This is a genomic window from Labrys sp. E2SS-1L (assembly GCF_057073705.1).
Window position 1 is genome coordinate 1,631,852 of record NZ_CP172712.1, and the last position, 17,155, is coordinate 1,649,006.

Here is a 17,155-nt window from a genome sequence, read left to right on the forward strand (position 1 = left end):
GTGCCGGCATGGCAGCGAAGTCGAAATTCACGGCAGCAACCCTTGCCGAACTCGGACCGGCCAAGCTGGCGGAGCTGATTGTCGAGGAGGCGCAGGCCAATCCCGCCTTCCGCAAGCGGGTGATCGCGGCGTTGGCCGGCACGCAGGGGCCCGAGGCCGTCGCCAAGCTGGTGGAACGGCGCCTTGCGGCCCTGGAGAAAGCGCGCTCCTTCATCGACTGGCCCAGGATCAAGGAATTCGAGAAGGATCTGGCGGCGACGCTGGCCAGCATCACCGACGAGATCGGCCCCGCCTCGGCTCCGCTCGCCATTGATCTCCTGCTGCGTTTCCTTGCCACTGCCGGCGGTGTTTTCGCGCGAACCTTGTCCTCCGGCCGCCTGGAAGACCTCTATGGCGCGGCGGCTGCAGCGCTCGGACCGCTGGCGGTTCGGCTCGAACCGGCCGATCGGGCCGGGCTGCCCGACAGGGTGATGACCTTCGTTGACCGGGCCGGCGATGTCGCGCCCGGCATAATCGCCTCCCTCCTGGAGCGGGCCTCGGCGCATGATCTCGATCGATGGGATCGCCTGCTGGCGGACAAGGTCGTGGCGCTGAAATCGGCCTATGTGGCGCATTCCTATCGGGAGTTGCGCCAGACCATCGCTCTGCAGCGGGGCGATCTCGATGGCTGGGTCGCCCTGGAAAGCCAGAAGCCCGGCCAGCTCCGCGACGGGCTCGCCGTTGCCGAAAGGCTGCTCGATGCCGGGCGGGCCGAGGAAGCGCTGGCCTGGCTCGATATCGAGGAGCCGTCACGGCTGGCTTATGCCGATGCCCTGGATCTGGCGGACGGCGTGACAAAACGGGATTTCCGTCTGCCGGCTCGGAGCGCCCTCAAGGCGCGCATCCTGGAGGCGCTCGGCCGCGGGCAGGAGGCCCAGGATCTGCGCTGGGCGACTTTCGAGGCGACGCTCAATGCCGATATTCTGCGCGCTTATCTGGCCAGGCTCGACGATTTCGCCGAGTTCGAGGTTCTCGACAGGGCGTTCTCCCATGCCCTGGCCGCGAAGACGCGCTACCGCGCGCTCTATTTCCTGAGCGAGTGGCCGCGACTGGATTACGCCGCCCGGCTGGTGCTCGATTTCGGGCTGGTCTGGGATGGTAGGCACTACCAGGTGCTGCAATCGGTGGCGGATCGGCTGCAGGAAGAGCAGCCTTTGGCCGCGACCCTGCTCTACCGCGCCCTGGTGGAAGAGATCCTGACGAAAGGCAAATCGGCCGCCTATGGCCATGGTGCCGCCTATCTCGCCAAGCTGGACGATCTGGCGACACGGCTCGATCCCGCAGCGCTGGCGAAGCTCGGCCGGCTCAGCCATGCCGATTGGCAGGCTTATCTACGCCAGCAGCATGGCCGCAAGGCGAGTTTCTGGGCGCATGTCGCCAAATAGCCGATACGAGCCCGATCTTGCGATGATGAAGGCGGTGGGTTTCCTGTTCCCTGGAGAATGGCGGCCCTATCCACGCGCCGATAGATAGGTTCGGTTGCGGAACCGTCCGGGAGGGCTGCATGGCCGGCAAGTCACTCATGATCGGATTGCTCGTCGCCATCGCCGCCAGCCAGGTGCAGGCGGAGGAGGCGCTTCCCGAGCCGTTCGTGCGGGCCTGGCAGGCTTGCCAGGACAGGATGGCGAGCCAGCCCGATGACTGGATCGGCTGGCGGCGCGACTTCTTCAACGGCTATGGCGACAACTTCGCCTATTGGAGCCAGGAAATGGCCATTGCCGGGCAGCCGGCGGTGTTGCGGACGGAGACGCTGATCGACGGCATCCACGCCGTTTCCGCGATCTATTGTTTCCAGGTCGATGGCCGGCCTGCGCTCACGCATACCGTCATGACGACGGTCAACAGTGCGGAGGGGCCGAATCGGGATGCCCGCCTGAAGCGTGAAGGCTGGGTTTTCTTCAAGCCCGATGGCTCGCTCGACAAGGTGATCGGCCGGCTCGTCGACGACACGGGGAAAAGCCGTCGCCTCGACGAGGCCGGCTGGGTGCCGGGACGCGGCTGCGACCAGCAGAAAGTCTTCCTGTTCGAGCGCGCCGATGACGTCACCAAGGCCTATGTGGCCGAGATGGGCAACATCGAAGGCCAAAGGCCGGCGTTCAAGCCGAAGGAGCTGAACTGGTGCGACAAGGCGCAGACGCCTTGAGAGCCGCTATTCCGATGGTGCCGTCAAACCCTTGCGCTCCAGGATCGACCAGCACTCCTCCGCCGTCTCGGCGAAGTCGAACAGGGTCAGGTCCTCGGCCTTGATGAAACCTTCCTCGGCCAGGGCCTCGAAATTGATGATTCTGGTCCAATAGGCCTTGTCCATCAGCACGATCGGGCAGAAGGACATCTTGCCGGTCTGGCGTAGGGTGATGATCTCGAACAATTCGTCGAGCGTGCCGAAACCGCCCGGAAACACCACCAGCGCTGCCGAATGCATGGCGAGGTGCATCTTGCGCATGGCGAAGTAGTGGAAGCGGAAGGTAAGGGACGGCGTGGTGTAGGGATTGGGATATTGCTCATGCGGCAGGGTGATGTTGAAGCCGATGGTGGGCGCGCCGGCTTCGGCGGCGCCACGATTGGCCGCCTCCATGATGCCCGGGCCGCCGCCGGTGGCGATCACGTTGAAGCGCCCACCGCCATCCTCGTTGAGGGCGCCGCCGCGACGCGAGGCGATGTAGCCGAAATCGCGGGCTTCCTTGTACCAGCGGCCGCGATTGCCCGGGGCGTTCTCGCTGACGCGGGCCGATCCGAACACCACGATGGTGGAGCGGATATGGGCCGCCTTCATCCCCTCCTGCGCCTTGGCATATTCGAGCTGGAAGCGCACGCCGCGGGTGGAGTCACCCAGCATGAAGTCGGGATCGAGCGCGGCCAGGCGGTAGGCGGGCGCTTCGGTCCGCTGCAGTTCATCGACCTTCGCGCGCGTCTCGGGGGCCAGGGCCTCGACGGTGGACAGCATGTTGGTGGGCGCGGAATTGTCGGGAGACGGCATGGAAACCTTGCATCAAACATATGACAGTCCGACTCTATTGAGCCGTTGTGCCCGACACTGCAAGACCCCAGGGGGTGCAGGGGAAGTTCTCGGGTGCACGGGCATCTTGCCCGTTCTTGGAGACACGGGGTTTGCCGGCGAAGAAGAACGGGCAAGATGCCCGTGCACCCGGCGACAGGCCCTAGAGCCCGCGCCCTGACAGCATGTTGCGGCGGATGCGTTCGAGCGCGGAGTCGGCACCGTCGGGTTTGGCGGCCGGCTCGAAGGCGGACAGGAATTCCAGAAGCGTGTTGGCGAGCGCGTCGCGCTTGAGGCCGTAATGCACGTTCTGGCCGCGCCGCTCGCGTCGGACCAGCCCGGCATTCTCCAGGATGGAAAGATGCTTGGACACCGAGGGCGCCGACATGGAGTCGGCGAGCGTTTCGACCACCTGCCCGGCGGTCATGTCCGCCCTCGACAGGTCGGCCAAAATTTGCCGCCGCGGAGGCGAGGAAAGCGCTTCGAAGACCTTGTCGATTGTCATTGTTCGTTCGCCGTTTCCATCACTTTGACCTCAAGTCTTTGATAACACGTATTTTTAAATATTTGCAATATTGATTAATTAGCTAATTAACGAATAAGTGAACGACTCATATCGGCGAAGAGAGGGGGTGAAAATGCGCATGGGAAGCGCATCGCAGCCGGTTGCGGGACTCGAAGGGCGCCATTTTGCATGGGCTATCGGCCTGCTTGATTCCCACTTTTCCCGGTGATGCGAGCGCAAAACCGTTATTTGGCGCGCCAAATCGGTTTTGCCCAGCCTGTCGAATGCGGTTCCCTTTTCCGCCCGAAATAGGCTAGAAGGCACCTCGATTTGAGGAAGTGACGATGAACGACCTGACCAGCCTGGAAACGACCCTGTTGTCCGAGATTGCCGCTGCCGCCGACGAGGCGGCCCTGGAGGCGGTGCGTGTCTCGGCGCTCGGCAAGAAGGGCTCGATCTCCGAGCGCCTGGCCACCCTTGGCAAGATGGCGCCGGAAGAGCGCCGGGAAGCCGGCGCCGCCATCAATGTGGTGAAGGATCGCGTCACCGCGGCGCTGGCCGAGCGCAGGACCGTGCTGAAGGCGGCGGCGCTCGAGGCGCGCCTGGTAGCCGAGGCCCTCGACGTCACGCTGCCGGTGCGCGAGACCGGCACCGAACTCGGCCGCATCCATCCGATCAGCCAGGTGATCGACGAGATCACCGCCATCTTCGCCGATATGGGCTTCGCCATCGCCGAAGGTCCGGATATCGAAACGGACGAATACAACTTCACTTTGCTCAACTTCCCGCCCGGCCATCCGGCCCGCGAGATGCACGACACCTTCTTCCTGGCGCCCGACGAAAAGGGCGAGCGCAAGGTGCTGCGTACCCATACCAGCCCGGTGCAGATCCGCACCATGCTGAGCCAGAAGCCGCCGATCCGCATCGTCGTGCCCGGGCGCACCTATCGCCATGACAGCGACCAGACCCATACCCCGATGTTCCATCAGGTCGAGGGGCTAGTCATCGACAAGGTGAGCCATGTCGGCCACATGAAGTGGGTGCTGGAGGAATTCTGCCGCGCCTTCTTCGAGGTGCCGTCGGTGAAGATGCGCTTCCGCCCCTCCTTCTTTCCCTTCACCGAGCCGTCGATGGAAGTCGACATCCAGTGCTCGCGCAAGGGTGGCGAGATCCGCTTCGGCGAGGGCGAGGACTGGCTGGAGATCCTGGGCTGCGGCATGGTGCATCCCAACGTGCTGCGCAATTGCGGCCTCGATCCCGACGAATATCAGGGCTTTGCCTGGGGCATGGGCATCGACCGCATCGCCATGCTGAAATATGGCATGCCGGATCTGCGCCCCTTCTTCGACGCCGATGTGCGCTGGCTCTCCCATTTCGGCTTCCGCCCCTTCGACCTGCCGAGCCTGGCCGGCGGCCTGACGGCCTGAGATCGCAGGACCGATCGAGGCAGATCTGAAAAGCCCTCCCCGATTGTGCCGGGGAGGGCTTTTTCATGATGTGGCCAGCCCTAGTGCTGCCCCTCACCCGTACCCTCTCCCCGTAAGAACGGGGAGAGGGGTCCGCAAGCGTTGCGGCTTATCTTCACGATTCTGAGTCTCGCCCAACGGCTGGGCGAGACGGACCGGCTCGGACTTCGAGCTCCGCGCCGATGCCCCCCTCGCCCCGTTCTTACGGGGAGAGGGTAAGGGTGAGGGGCAGCGCGACGCTTCAGATCACGATTGTCAGACCGCAATTGTCAGATCGCACACACCTGCGGCTTGCGCCCGATCCAGGGGGCGGCTTCCTCCGCCTGCGCGGCGAGCTGCAGGATCGTCGCCTCGTCGCCATGGCGGCCGACGAACTGGATGCCCACGGGTTTGTTGCCGTCGGCCATGCCGAGCGGCACCGACATCGCCGGCAGGCCGGAGATGTTGAAGGCGAACATGAAGGCGGCATCCGACCAGCGCGCCAGGTAGCGCTCGCGATGGCCATCCTCCATCGACCAGTAGCCGACGGGGCGCGGCGGCTGGGTCAAAGTGGGCGTGATGAAGACGTCGAAGGGGGCGAGTTCGGTGGCGATGCGCTGGGCCGCCTTGCGCACGGCGCCGATGCTGGCCGAATACTGCGTCGCCGACAGGGTCTTGGCATATTCCAGCATCGACCAGTTGAAGGGCTGGAGATCGGCTTCCTCCGGCGGGCGTCCGGCGAATTGGGCGTGCTGGGTGAACTCGGTCGAGGTCTCCACCGCGATGATGTCGTTGTAGCGCCACCAGGCCTCCTCGAGATCGACCTCGAAGCGATATTCCTCCGTGCCGTGGCCGAGGCTCTCCAGCAGCCTGACGGTGTCCTCGACGGCCGCCTTCACCTCGGGCGCATAGGGCTCGCCGAAGGGGGCGGTGAGCGTATAGCCGATCTTCAACCCCTTGGGGCGCCTGGCGAGCAGCGACAGCCAGCTCTCGTCAGGGCGCGGCGCCGTATAGGGATCGCCCGGCAGGTTGCCAGCGACGACGTCGAGAAAGGCGGCGGTGTCGCGCACGCTGCGGCTGTTGCACAGGAAATAGATGCAGCCGAACCACAGATCCGCATCGAAGGGCCCGTAGCTGACCCGGCCGCGCGAAGGCTTCAGGCCGACCACGCCGCAACAGGAGGCCGGTACGCGGATCGAACCGCCGCCATCGGAGGCATCGGCGATCGGCACGATGCGGGCGGCGACGGCCGCCGCCGAGCCGCCACTCGAGCCACCGGCGGTAACGGCCGGATTCCAGGGATTGACGGTCGGGCCGTAGAGGCGCGGCTCGGTCGAAATGCACCAGCCATATTCGGGCGTGTTGCTGCGCCCGATCGGTGCCAGGCCGGAGGCGCGCATGCGGCCGCCGATTTCGGAATCGGCAGGGCAGACATAGTTCTGGAGATAAGCGAGCCCCGAAGTCAGCGGCGTGCCCTGCCATTGCGTGCCGAGATTCTTGAGCAGGAACGGCACGCCCGCGAACGGGCCGGAGCCCGGTGCCTCCGCGACCTGCCGCGCGACGTCGAAGGTCGGGATGACAACGCTGTTCAGCTTGGGATCGAGACGGCCGACGAGTTCGATCGCCGTCTCGACCAGTTCCGAAGCCTTGACCTGCTTGGCCCGCACCAGCTCTCCGAGCGCCAAGGCATCGGACTGAGCATAGAGCTTGACGAGATCCTCCGTGACGGCAGCCATTTCCTCACCCATTTCTTCGATCGGCCTGCGATGGCCGCCAGTCTGGAAGGAAATGAAGTGGAATTGGATGCCCCTCCTTCCACGATCTCTTGCCTTGTCCGCTGCGCCTTTGCGGTTCCGGGGCCTGCGTCAAATCGCGAAACGCCGCAGTACTACAGTCGCATTTCCCGGATTGGGAGTGTCAGCCTCCGGCCGACATCTTGAAAGCCAAGCCCTTGCGGCTCGGTAAGATGTCGGCCGGAGGCTGACACTCCGCACATCCTGCACTTCGTCGTGCAAACCAACCGTGATGCTAGCGCAGCGCCTGCGGCCCTAGGGCGCCTTCGACGGTGACGGCGACCTTGGTCAGCGGTGCTGCGATGTCTTCCAGGCCCTTGCCTTCGGCATCGACGCCGTAGAACAGGGCCACCACGCCGCCGAAGATCATCACTCCCGAGCCGACGACATAGCCCCAGAACAGCGGGTCGCGCTCGGTGCCCTCGCCGACCAGATAGCCGAAGATCAGCGGCCCCATCGAACCGACGATCTGGGCGACGGCGAAGAAATAGGAGATCGCCTGGCCGCGCACTTCCAGGGGGAAGATCTCGCTGACGGTGAGATAGGCCGAGGAAGCCCCCGCCGAGGCAAAGAAGAAGGAGACGCACCAGAACAGCGTATGGGTGTTCGCCGTCAGGCTGCCCTGCTTGAACAGATAGGCCGAGACCAGTAGCACCGCCCCCGCCAGCACATAGGTGCCGAAGATCATCTTGCGCCGGCCGACGGTGTCGAACAGCGGCCCGAGCAGCAGCGGCCCGATCAGATTGCCGATGGCGAAGGGGAAGAAATAGAGCGCCGTCTGCGACTCGTTGAGATGATAGAAATTCTTCAGCACCAAGGCGTAGGTGAAGAAAATCGCGTTGTAGAGGAAGGACTGCGTCACCATCATGGTGATGCCGAGGAAGGTGCGCGAGGGATATTCGCGGAAGAACACGTCGATCAGCTTGGCGAAAGGCACCGATTCCTCGGGCTTGATATACATCGCCTTGCTCTCGTCGACCGGCGGCAGCGTCACGCCCTGGGCGCGCACGCTGGCCTCGATGCCCTCGACGATGGTCTCGGCTTCCTTGTCCTGGCCATGGGTGACCATCCAGCGCGGGCTTTCGGGGATGTGCCGGCGCAGGAAGATGATGACGAGACCGAGCACCGGCCCGATGAAGAAGGCGATGCGCCAGCCGACATTCTCGGCAAACAAGGTGTGGTCGAGCAGAAAGAAGCTGCCGACGGCGCCCAGCATGGCGCCGGCCCAATAGGTGCCGTTGACGGCGATGTCGACCCGGCCGCGATATTTGGCCGGGATGAGTTCGTCGATGGCCGAATTGATCGCGGTATATTCTCCGCCGATGCCGAGACCGGCGACGAAGCGCCAGAGATAGAGGAACCAGGGCGTCCAGGCCAAGCCCGCCACGCCGGAGCCGACCAGATAGATCGCCAGGGTGATGATAAACAGTTTCTTGCGGCCCCAGCGGTCGGTCAGCCGCCCGAAAAACAAGGCGCCGACCACCTGGCCGATCAGGTAGATCGTGCCGGCGAAGCCGACTTCGGCGCTGGTCATGCCCAGGCTCTTCTGGAAACCGGAGGCTGAAACGAGCTGGATCTCGATGCCGTCGAGGATCCAGCTGATGCCCAGGCCCACCACGACCATCCAGTGGAAACGAGCCCAGGGCAGTCGGTCCATGCGTGCCGGAATGAGGCTGCGGATGGCTTTGCCGTCGGTCATGTCTACCGGCATGATCATGCTCCTTGCAGCGTGATGTTCGTCCCACACTATTGTTTGTTAATTTTTTGTAACAATTCGACCCTGAATGGCCTCGTGTCAATGCTTCCAATGATACCTCTGAGCAATGACATAACAGACGGATAGGTTGATGACTGCGGAATGGACCGCTCGCAGATTGCGAGATCTGCCGCCTTCCATCGTCGCCGTATTCCTGGTCTCCAATTTATTTCGCCATATGGTGCAATGACGAATGCGCCCGATGGAAGTTGGTTCGAAAGGCGGTCTCGCGTCAGGTCGAGGGTCACGAAGTGCCGGGCCCTCGCGGCGTCAATTTTTCGTTAACCTCCGCCGCCCATTTTCCGCCGCCAACCGCAGAGCCTGTGTTCTATTCGCGCAAGGCGGTTGCCGGGCGGTTGTACGGGGGGGTATACCGGTTATCCGCTTCGCCCCATCCGGGCCTCCATCCGCGGTTTCCAGATTCACGGTTCAATGGCCAAGCTTTTTCATCATCCTGTCGACCCGCAATCGCGCTTCATCCGCCTCGTGCTCAGCGAAATGGACGTGGCGACCGATCTGGTCGAGGAAAAGCCCTGGGAGCGGCGCGAGGCCTTCCTGCACATGAATCCGGCCGGCGTGCTTCCCGTGATGATCGACGCCACCGGCCTGATCGTGCCCGGCGCCTCGCCGATCTGCGAATATCTCGACGAAGCCTATGGCGATGCCCTCGGCGAGCAGCGCCTGCTGCCGCGCGACGCCAGGGCGCGTGTGGAGACCCGCCGCCTGATCGAATGGTTCAGCATCAAATTCTATGCCGAGGTCAGTGAATATCTGATCACGGAGAAGATCCTGAAGCGTTTCCTGCCGATCGGCGAGGGCGGTTCCTCGCCGGATACGGCCGCGATCCGTGCGGCCAAATCGAATGTGCGCTATCATCTGCGCTATGTCGGATATCTGGTGCGGCGGCGGAACTGGCTGGCGGGAGACAGGCTCTCCTACGCCGATTTCGTGGCCGCGGCGCATCTGTCGATCGTCGACTATCTCGGCGACGTGCCCTGGGACGAGGACCAGGCCGCCAAGGAATGGTATGCGCGCCTCAAGTCGCGTCCCTCTTTCCGGCCGCTGCTGGCCGAGACGCTGCGGGGAACGCCGCCTTCGGCAACCTATGCGGATCTCGATTTCTAGTTTCCGGGACCGCCGGCATCCTTGCCGGCTTCTGCTTCTGCGGCGAGCGCGACGGCTCCAGGAGCCGGCTGGAAGCCGGCGGTCCCGGGCAGGCTCGCCGTGACGCCTCTCAAGACACAGCTCCTCCAGCGCGCCGAAGCGGAAGGCTTCGATGTCGTCCGCGTAACCACGCCCGACGCCATCCCTGAGGCGCCAGCGCGCCTGCGCCGCTTCCTGGAGGAGGGCTTCCATGGCGAGATGGGCTGGATGGAGGAGCGCGCCGACCAGCGCGGCACCCCAGCCACGCTCTGGCCGGAGGTGCGCAGCATCATCATGCTCGGCGTCAATTACGGCCCCGACCGGGACCCGATGGCAGGGCTTGCCGATCGGTCCGGCGGCCTGATCTCGGTCTATGCCCAGGGCGACGACTATCACGACGTCATCAAGAAGCGGCTGAAAAGCCTGGGGCGCTGGTGGGGCGAGGTGACGGGCGCGCCGCTCAAGGTCTTCGTCGACACCGCGCCGGTGATGGAAAAGCCTCTCGCCGCAGCGGCAGGCCTGGGCTGGCAGGGCAAGCACACCAATCTGGTCAGCCGGGATTTCGGCTCCTGGCTCTTTCTCGGCTCGATCTTCAGCGCCACCGAGATCGAGGCCGATGCGCCGGAGCGGGATCGTTGCGGTTCCTGCCGCGCCTGCCTCGATGCCTGCCCGACCGCCGCCTTTCCTACGCCCTACCGGCTCGATGCCCGGCGCTGCATCTCCTATCTCACCATCGAGAACAAGGGCCCCATCCCGGCCGAGTTCAGGGAGGCGATCGGCAACCGGATCTATGGTTGCGACGATTGCCTGGCGGCCTGCCCGTGGAACAAGTTCGCGGTGACGGCCCGTGAACACAAGCTCAAGGCGCGCGAGGACTTGCGAGCCCCGCGCCTGGCGGACCTGGCGCGCCTGGACGATCCGGCCTTTCGGGCGCTGTTCGCCAAGAACCCGGTGAAGCGCATCGGGCGGGACCGCTTCATCCGCAACGTGCTCATCGCCATCGGCAATTCCGGCGATCCGGGCCTGATCGAGGTGGTCGAGGGGCTCCTCGGCGATGAAGCGGCCCTGGTGCGCGCCATGGCGGTCTGGGCGCTCGCCAGACTCGCCCCGGCCCGCCTGGCAGCCCAGGCCTGGCGACGGGACGACGAAACCGATGCCGATGTGAAGGCGGAATGGCGGGCGGCGGGTCATGCGGCGCCGATGCATCAAGGCGCCTAATATTGACGGTGATATTAAGAACGGACGCAGGGACCGCTTGACGGCGGCGGCGTTCGCCAATAGCGATGCGAACGGGGCAAGCAAGGAGCAGGCCGATGGTCCATAAGGGCGGCGCGCGACGGGACAATTGCAAGCCATCCAGACGTTTCGGTGAGGCCGCCCAGTTTTTCCGCAGCTGGACCGAAAAGCCCCTGCAGATGGGGTCGATCACCCCCTCCAGCCCCTTCCTGTCCAAGGCGATGGCCAATTGCGTCGATCCCGCCTCGGAAGGCCCGGTGGTGGAAATCGGGCCCGGCACAGGTCCGATCACCCAGGCCTTGGTGGAGCGCGGCGTCGCCGAGGACCGCCTGGTGCTGGTCGAATACAGCCCGCAATTTTGCGATCTCCTGTCGCAGCGTTTTCCCAAGGCAACGGTGGTGCAGGGCGATGCCTATGCTCTCGCCAAGACACTGGAGGGCCGGCTTGCCGACAAGGCGGCCGCCGTGGTCTGTGGCCTGCCGCTGCTGACCAAGCCCGAGCGGCAGCGCCTCGACCTCCTGGCCCAGGCCTTCACGCTGATGCAGCCCGACGCCGCTTTCATCCAGTTCACCTATTCGCTGGCCTCGCCGATTCCCACCAAGAACGCCTTCTTCACCTGGCAGGCGTCGCCGAGGATCTGGCGCAACGTGCCGCCCGCCCGCGTCTGGACCTATCGCCAACTCCTGAGGAACTGATTTGAATACGAAAGACCGCCTGATCTGTGGCCTGGATGTCGACAGCGTCGCCAAGGCCGAAGCCCTGGTAACCGAGCTCGGCGACAGCGTGACCTTCTACAAGATCGGCTATCAGCTCGTCTTCAATGGCGGTCTGCCCTTCGCCCAGGACCTGGCGCGTTCGGGAAAGAAGATCTTCCTCGACATGAAGCTGCACGACATCGGCAACACCGTGACCAAGGCGGTCGAGGCCATTGCCGGAATGGGCATGACTTTCCTCACCATCCACGCCTTTCCGCAGACCATGCGGGCTGCCGTGGAAGGTGCCCGCGGCTCGGACCTGAAGATCCTCGCCGTCACTGTCCTGACCTCCTATGACGATGCCGACCTGGCCGAAGCCGGCTATGGCAAGGGTGTCGGCGAACTCGTGGCCCAGCGGGTGACCCAGGCCATGGCGATCGGCGTGCCCGGCCTGGTGATGTCGCCGGAAGAGGTTGCCTCGACCCGCAACCGGGTCGGCGACAGCATGCTGCTGGTGACCCCGGGCGTACGCCCCGCCGGCAGCGACAGCGGCGACCAGAAGCGGGTGATGACGCCCGGTGACGCCATCCGCGCCGGGGCCGACCATCTGGTGGTGGCCCGGCCCATCGTGGCGGCGCCCGATCCCAAGGCGGCGGCCGAGGCGATCCAGGCGGAGATCGCGGCGGCGGTGACTTGAGGCGAACCGAGGCCGATTTCGCTCCGACGCCTGGTCTGTGATAGCAACGACAGAGTCGCGACAGCCAGAGCCCCGTCATGCCGCAGATCTTGCTCCAGCTCTTTCGTGAAAAAGGTCGCTTGCGCCGTCTGCCTTATTGGCTGGGCGTCGGCTTGGTGGTGGGTTGTTTCGCGCTGGGCATTCTTATCTTCGAAACGATGCAAGTGGGAGCGGGGCTCCGGCGCTCTGGCCTCATGCTCTTTTTCGCCGCTCTGCTGGCTTGGCTCGGCGGCCGACGGCTCTCCGACATCGGTGCCTCGCCATGGGTCGCCAGAGTCGTGATTTTCGTCTCGGGGGCGACGCCCTCCCTGATGTTCTATCTGGTCATGAACGATAGGGTGCCCCTCAACGGCGCCATCCTCGTGACAGGTGCAGTGATTATGTTCGCCTCAGCCTGCCTCATCATCCTCGGTTTCATCCCCGGCAAACGCGGCGCCAATCGCTACGGGCCGGCGCCTGACGAAAGGATGGCGCTGACGCAAGCCGTCGAGACGTTCGAATAGGGGCCGAGCCATTCGTCCGCGACAAGTCATTGAAACTTGACATGTCATTCCCGGCGCCGCCACTGGCGGCGGGAAGGGAATCCAGGGCCAAGGTCTGCGTCGTTCAGCCCCTGGTCCCCTTCTCTCGCTTTGCTCGCTGGGGATGACGGGCGCATTGCCAGATCGGTCAAAGCTCACTGTGGCTGGTATCACGCATGAAAAAGGCGCAGGCCTCGCGGGCTGCGCCTTCTTGCATCTCGCTGAGAAGTCGGCGTTCCCGGATCAGTCCTTGGCGCGTTCGACGTAGGAACCGTCTTCCGTCATGATCACCACGCGGGTGCCGGCGCTGATGTGCGGCGGCACGGTGGTGCGCACGCCGTTGGAGAGTGTGGCGGGCTTGTAGGAGGAGGAAGCGGTCTGACCCTTGGTCACCGGCTCGGTCTCCGTCACTTCCAGTACGACGCGGGCGGGCAGTTCGATCGCCACGGGCACGCCGTTATAGAGGCTGATCTGGCATTCCATGTTCTCGGCCAGATAGACCGACTGCTCGCCGATCACGTCGGCGGGCACCGAGACCTGCTCATAGCTGTCCATGTTCATGAAGGCGTAGCCATGCGTGTCTTCATAGAGATAGGTGTGCGACTTGGTCTCGATGAAGGCGCGCTCCACCTGCTCGGTGGTGCGGTAGCGCTGCACGGTCTTCACACCGTCCGACAGGCGGCGCATGTCGATCTGCGTGGTGGGCGTGCCCTTGCCCGGGAAGAAACTTTCCGCCTTGAGCACGACATAGAGCTGATTGTCGATCTCGACGACGTTGCCTTTGCGGATCTGGCTGGCGATGACCTTCACGATGATGTCCTGAAACTTTTCAAGTGAGCTAAAGCGTTTTGCGATGCGGTGGAATGCCCCAAATCGCAAGGACGCGTCGAACCAAGGCGCTAGAGGAAAGGTGCGTTTTCACCAAAACGCGCTTTGCTCTAGGAACGATTGTGGGCGCCTCTTACACCGCCCCGCCGCTGAACGAAAGCGTGAAGCGCCGGGAATCGGTGAAACAGCAGCGAATTCCTGCCTCATCGCGCTCTTTCTCGGAATTTCTCGATTGCACGCGACGTCATCACGAGGCCGTGAGCGTGTAACGAACGACGATCCTTCGACGAATATTCCAATAGCGTTTTGCGATTTGGCAGAGTCACCTCGAATCGCAAAGACGCGTCGAACCAAAGAGTTAGAGCAAATAAGCGTTCAGTCATGAACGCGCTTTGCTCTAGGAAGCGGCCCTCGCTCGGGTCGAATACTGATGAGGCCATTGATGAGGAGATCGACCAGGAGGCCGCGCACCGGCTTGTGGCGGCTGGCTCCGCTGGGATTGGGGTTGGTCCTGCTGCCGCTCGGCAGTGTTGCGCCGGCCGAGGCGGGGCGGCTCACCGTGGTGGAGCTCTTCACCAGCCAGGGCTGCTCGTCCTGTCCGCCGGCCAATGCCAATCTGGCCGCGATCAGCCGGCGCCCCGGCGTGCTGGCCCTGAGCTTCGGTGTCACCTATTGGGACCGGCTGGGCTGGAAGGACGTCTTCGCGCGCCCTGACTACACGCAGCGCCAGATCGCCTATGAGAAGCCTCTCGGACAGAGCGGCCCCTTCACGCCGCAGATGGTGGTGAATGGCCGGGCGTCCCTGGTCGGCAACGAGCTTGCCGAGCTGGATGCGGCGATCGCGGGCGCGGCTGTGTTGCGAGCAGGTCCGAGCCTGGCCGTCTCGGGCGGCCATGTCGTCATCGGCAGCCAGGCCTCGCCTCCGGCCAGCCTCGACATCTGGCTGGTGCGCTATGACCCGAGGCAGGTCGAGGTGCCGGTACGCGCCGGCGAGAATGCCGGCCGCACCCTGGCTCACAAGAATGTCGTGCACGATCTGGTCCGGCTCGGACTTTGGAAGGGCGAGGCACTCGATCTGCCGATCGCACGGGCGCCCGCCGGCCAGCACACGGCGATCCTGCTGCAGGCGCCGGATGGCGGCGCCATCCAGGCTGCCGCAACCGACTGAGGAACCTCGAACCGTCACAGCTCTTCGACCCGCCGGACGGCTCGTCCGGCTTCCCCTGCGCCGAGGCGCAATCACAGAAAGGAACGGATCATGGATCGTATTGCCAAACTCGCCTCCGCGGGCTTGCTGGGCCTGGGGCTTGCTTTCGCCGCCGCCCCCTTGGCGCAGGCCCAGGACGCGATGCCGCAGACGAACACGATGCAATCGCAAACGATGAAACCGAATGCGATGCAGGGTGATGCCATGAAGGGCGACACCATGAAGAAGCCGATGAAGAAAATGGCCAAGAAGAAGATGATGAAGAAGCACCACAAGGCCATGAAGGCGATGTGATCTCGGCGCCACCTTCTTCACCCTCCCCTGGAGGGGGAGGGTCGAAGCGAAGCTTCGGGGTGGGGTGGCGTCTGTGCAAAGAATCTAGCGTCTTTATCGTCAGGCACTGCGTAGTTTCTCCCCACCCCGGCCTTTCAGGCCGACCCTCCCCCTCCAGGGGAGGGTGAAGAAGCTGCCGTGTAAGTATGACCATCGATCGATTGTCCGATCGGAAACCGCGCTTTGCCTCCCCTCAGCTCCGGGGCTCCGCCACCAGCCAGCCCTTGTAGCGCACGATCAGGCCGAACAGGGGATGGGCGATCTCGACATGGAAGTTGAATCGCCCGTCCTCGGCGCTCTCGAAACTGTCGCCGGAGGGGGCGAGGAAACGCGGCAGTCTCAGGCCGAGGAAGCGCCAGTTGCGTACGACGAGCTTGAGCCTGCCGTCTTCGGCGAGGAGGGCCAGCCCGAAGCTGAAAGGTCCGAAGCGCTCGTCGACCAGGCCGGCATTGCGGCCGCGGCCGGCGGTCTGGACCGAACGGAAGCGGCGCCCGGCAAAGTCCCGCGTCCAGACTTCCTGCTTGTTCTGGATTTCGAACGATACGCGCACCGGAATATCCGCACCGGCCTGGGGGAAGCCGACGAGAGCGCCCACCAGCCGCGACAACAACCCCTTGCCGCGCTCGACGCTGGCACGGCCGGTGACCGCATGGCTGGTTTCGTGCCGATGCAACGCCTGGATGGCCGGTGGCAGGCTCGCATAGGCCGAGCCCAGAATGCCCGGGTAAAGCGGCAGGCTCGCCTCGGCCGTGACCTCACGCGTGCCATGGGCGAAGGGCCGGCCGTCAAAGACGTGATCATAGTCGGCCAAGGCGAGCGCTCCCGTTGCGGGACGGGCGCCCGGTTCCGGCCTGATGCCTTCGAGGCGCTGGCGGATCAGGGCTTCGATCGCCATCGCCGGAATATAGGGTCCATCGTCGCCCTCGGCGTTCAGATGCCAGCTGCGGACCAGCCTTTCCCCGCGATGCCCTGCGCCCTCGACCTCGACGATCATGCCACCGCGATGGGCGCCCCAGCGCAGGATGCGGTTCACCCTGTGAAACAGGCCGGCGAGGGGCGCGAGGGAGGGCAGCATTTTCCAGCGCACCAGCAGGCTCAGCCCGATCAGGCAGCGATGCAGGATCTCCGGGCGCGGCCCGGCGCCGACCCAGACCGAGCGCACGCTTGGCCACAGGTCGGAGAGCAGCAGGAGGTCGGGTACCTCCACCAGGGAGAACAGCGTGTTCGGCAGCGGCAACTTTCCAGGCGGGGCGATGGTGAAGCGGCGGGTTTCGGTGAGGGGATGCACCAGCAGGGTCTGGCCCTGCCGCCGGGCCGGCACGGCCTGGCCGGCATAGCCCGCGATGGCCTTGAGCACGTTCTCGCCGACGACCGCATGCGGCGAGGGGGCGATACCGGCGCGGATGATGTCGATGCGCGAGAAGGCACCGGCGAGATGCCTGACGATTGCTGCGGTCAGGACAGGAAAGCTGCTTACGCCCGACAGGATGGCGACGCCGCGCTGCCGGGCCGCCGCATCGAGGCTGGCGATGCCGCGCACGAACGCGGCCCCGTCCGAGAAATCGAAATAGTCGGCCCCATGGGCGATCGTGGCCTCGACCAGGCGATAGGGCTGTTTGCCGTAGCCCTGGAAGGGGCCGCTGGCATCGACGACGATGTCGGGCTTCAGGGCCTGCAATCGCGGCTCGAGCGGCCGGTCGCGATCGAACTCAGCCGGAAACAGGCGGGCCCGCACCGGACGGCTGGCGCAGAAGAATTCCGCCTTGGCGAGAGAGCGGCCCGCGATGATGAGGGTGAGGCGGGGTTCGTCGGCCAGCAATTCCGCCAGCCGCCCGCCAAAGATGCCGTAGCCGCCGACGATCAGCACGCGCAGGGAGGATGGGGATGCGGTCACGGGCTACTCCAGCCCCGCATGCGTACAGG

The 17,155-nt window shown here is 64.6% G+C and carries 16 protein-coding genes; 10 read left to right on the forward strand and 6 right to left on the reverse strand.

Annotated features, from left to right (window positions below; all coding sequences use genetic code 11):
• The first annotated feature begins 8 nt into the window (after positions 1-8).
• Both ACIGJE_RS07465 and ACIGJE_RS07470 read left to right on the forward strand, forming a co-directional pair.
• Positions 9-1,424 carry a DUF6880 family protein gene (locus ACIGJE_RS07465; protein ID WP_483679684.1) on the forward strand — a complete coding sequence of 472 codons (1,416 nt, stop codon included), beginning with the start codon at positions 9-11 and terminating at the stop codon, positions 1,422-1,424.
• Between the two features lie 119 nt (positions 1,425-1,543).
• Positions 1,544-2,182: a hypothetical protein gene (locus ACIGJE_RS07470; RefSeq protein ID WP_367625599.1), complete on the forward strand. Its 639-nt coding sequence runs from the start codon at positions 1,544-1,546 to the stop codon at positions 2,180-2,182.
• Positions 2,183-2,188: 6 nt separating this feature from the next.
• Here the strand turns inward: ACIGJE_RS07470 and ACIGJE_RS07475 are convergent, their stop codons facing one another.
• Together ACIGJE_RS07475 and ACIGJE_RS07480 are read right to left on the reverse strand one after the other, a co-directional pair.
• Positions 2,189-3,016: an LOG family protein gene (locus tag ACIGJE_RS07475; RefSeq protein ID WP_376717766.1), complete on the reverse strand. Its 828-nt coding sequence runs from the start codon at positions 3,014-3,016 to the stop codon at positions 2,189-2,191.
• A 181-nt stretch (positions 3,017-3,197) separates the two neighbouring features.
• Positions 3,198-3,539, reverse strand: a complete 342-nt coding sequence (locus tag ACIGJE_RS07480) for a metalloregulator ArsR/SmtB family transcription factor (RefSeq protein ID WP_367625600.1) — start codon at positions 3,537-3,539, stop codon at positions 3,198-3,200.
• 344 nt (positions 3,540-3,883) lie between these two features.
• Between ACIGJE_RS07480 and pheS the strand changes: the two genes are divergently transcribed.
• Positions 3,884-4,966: a phenylalanine--tRNA ligase subunit alpha gene (gene pheS, locus ACIGJE_RS07485; protein WP_311943882.1), complete on the forward strand. Its 1,083-nt coding sequence runs from the start codon at positions 3,884-3,886 to the stop codon at positions 4,964-4,966.
• Between the two features lie 308 nt (positions 4,967-5,274).
• Here the strand turns inward: pheS and ACIGJE_RS07490 are convergent, their stop codons facing one another.
• Together ACIGJE_RS07490 and ACIGJE_RS07495 are read right to left on the reverse strand one after the other, a co-directional pair.
• Entirely contained in the window at positions 5,275-6,720 is a 1,446-nt protein-coding gene (locus tag ACIGJE_RS07490; RefSeq protein ID WP_483679687.1) for an amidase, read from the reverse strand.
• Positions 6,721-7,012: 292 nt separating this feature from the next.
• A complete protein-coding gene (locus ACIGJE_RS07495; RefSeq protein ID WP_367625602.1) occupies positions 7,013-8,488 on the reverse strand; it encodes an MFS transporter in 1,476 nt (491 codons plus the stop codon).
• Positions 8,489-8,965: 477 nt separating this feature from the next.
• On the opposite strand from ACIGJE_RS07495, the gene ACIGJE_RS07500 reads away from it, so the two are divergent.
• The 5 genes from ACIGJE_RS07500 to ACIGJE_RS07520 all read left to right on the forward strand — a co-directional run bounded on the left by ACIGJE_RS07500 (position 8,966) and on the right by ACIGJE_RS07520 (position 12,846).
• The gene (locus ACIGJE_RS07500) at positions 8,966-9,658 is read left to right on the forward strand and encodes a glutathione S-transferase family protein (protein WP_068297410.1); all 693 of its coding nucleotides are present in this window, start codon (positions 8,966-8,968) and stop codon (positions 9,656-9,658) included.
• 99 nt (positions 9,659-9,757) lie between these two features.
• The gene (gene queG / locus ACIGJE_RS07505) at positions 9,758-10,894 is read left to right on the forward strand and encodes a tRNA epoxyqueuosine(34) reductase QueG (RefSeq protein WP_415087368.1); all 1,137 of its coding nucleotides are present in this window, start codon (positions 9,758-9,760) and stop codon (positions 10,892-10,894) included.
• A gap of 95 nt (positions 10,895-10,989) precedes the next feature.
• Entirely contained in the window at positions 10,990-11,607 is a 618-nt protein-coding gene (locus tag ACIGJE_RS07510; protein ID WP_311943889.1) for a class I SAM-dependent methyltransferase, read from the forward strand.
• Position 11,608: 1 nt separating this feature from the next.
• Positions 11,609-12,304 (forward strand): orotidine-5'-phosphate decarboxylase, encoded by a 696-nt coding sequence (pyrF, locus tag ACIGJE_RS07515; RefSeq protein WP_367625604.1) that lies wholly within the window; start codon positions 11,609-11,611, stop codon positions 12,302-12,304.
• A gap of 77 nt (positions 12,305-12,381) precedes the next feature.
• Positions 12,382-12,846: a DUF805 domain-containing protein gene (locus ACIGJE_RS07520; RefSeq protein WP_311943892.1), complete on the forward strand. Its 465-nt coding sequence runs from the start codon at positions 12,382-12,384 to the stop codon at positions 12,844-12,846.
• Between the two features lie 261 nt (positions 12,847-13,107).
• On the opposite strand, the gene efp is transcribed toward ACIGJE_RS07520, so the two are convergent.
• Complete coding sequence (gene efp / locus ACIGJE_RS07525) at positions 13,108-13,674, reverse strand: elongation factor P (RefSeq protein WP_311943894.1); 567 nt, start codon at positions 13,672-13,674, stop codon at positions 13,108-13,110.
• Between the two features lie 460 nt (positions 13,675-14,134).
• Here efp and ACIGJE_RS07530 point away from each other — a divergent pair, with 460 nt between their 5' ends.
• Positions 14,135-14,860 (forward strand): DUF1223 domain-containing protein, encoded by a 726-nt coding sequence (locus ACIGJE_RS07530; protein WP_483679692.1) that lies wholly within the window; start codon positions 14,135-14,137, stop codon positions 14,858-14,860.
• A gap of 90 nt (positions 14,861-14,950) precedes the next feature.
• A complete protein-coding gene (locus ACIGJE_RS07535) occupies positions 14,951-15,193 on the forward strand; it encodes a hypothetical protein (RefSeq protein WP_415086669.1) in 243 nt (80 codons plus the stop codon).
• Positions 15,194-15,425: 232 nt separating this feature from the next.
• On the opposite strand, the gene ACIGJE_RS07540 is transcribed toward ACIGJE_RS07535, so the two are convergent.
• A complete protein-coding gene (locus tag ACIGJE_RS07540) occupies positions 15,426-17,126 on the reverse strand; it encodes a saccharopine dehydrogenase family protein (RefSeq protein ID WP_483679695.1) in 1,701 nt (566 codons plus the stop codon).
• Positions 17,127-17,155 lie beyond the last annotated feature (29 nt).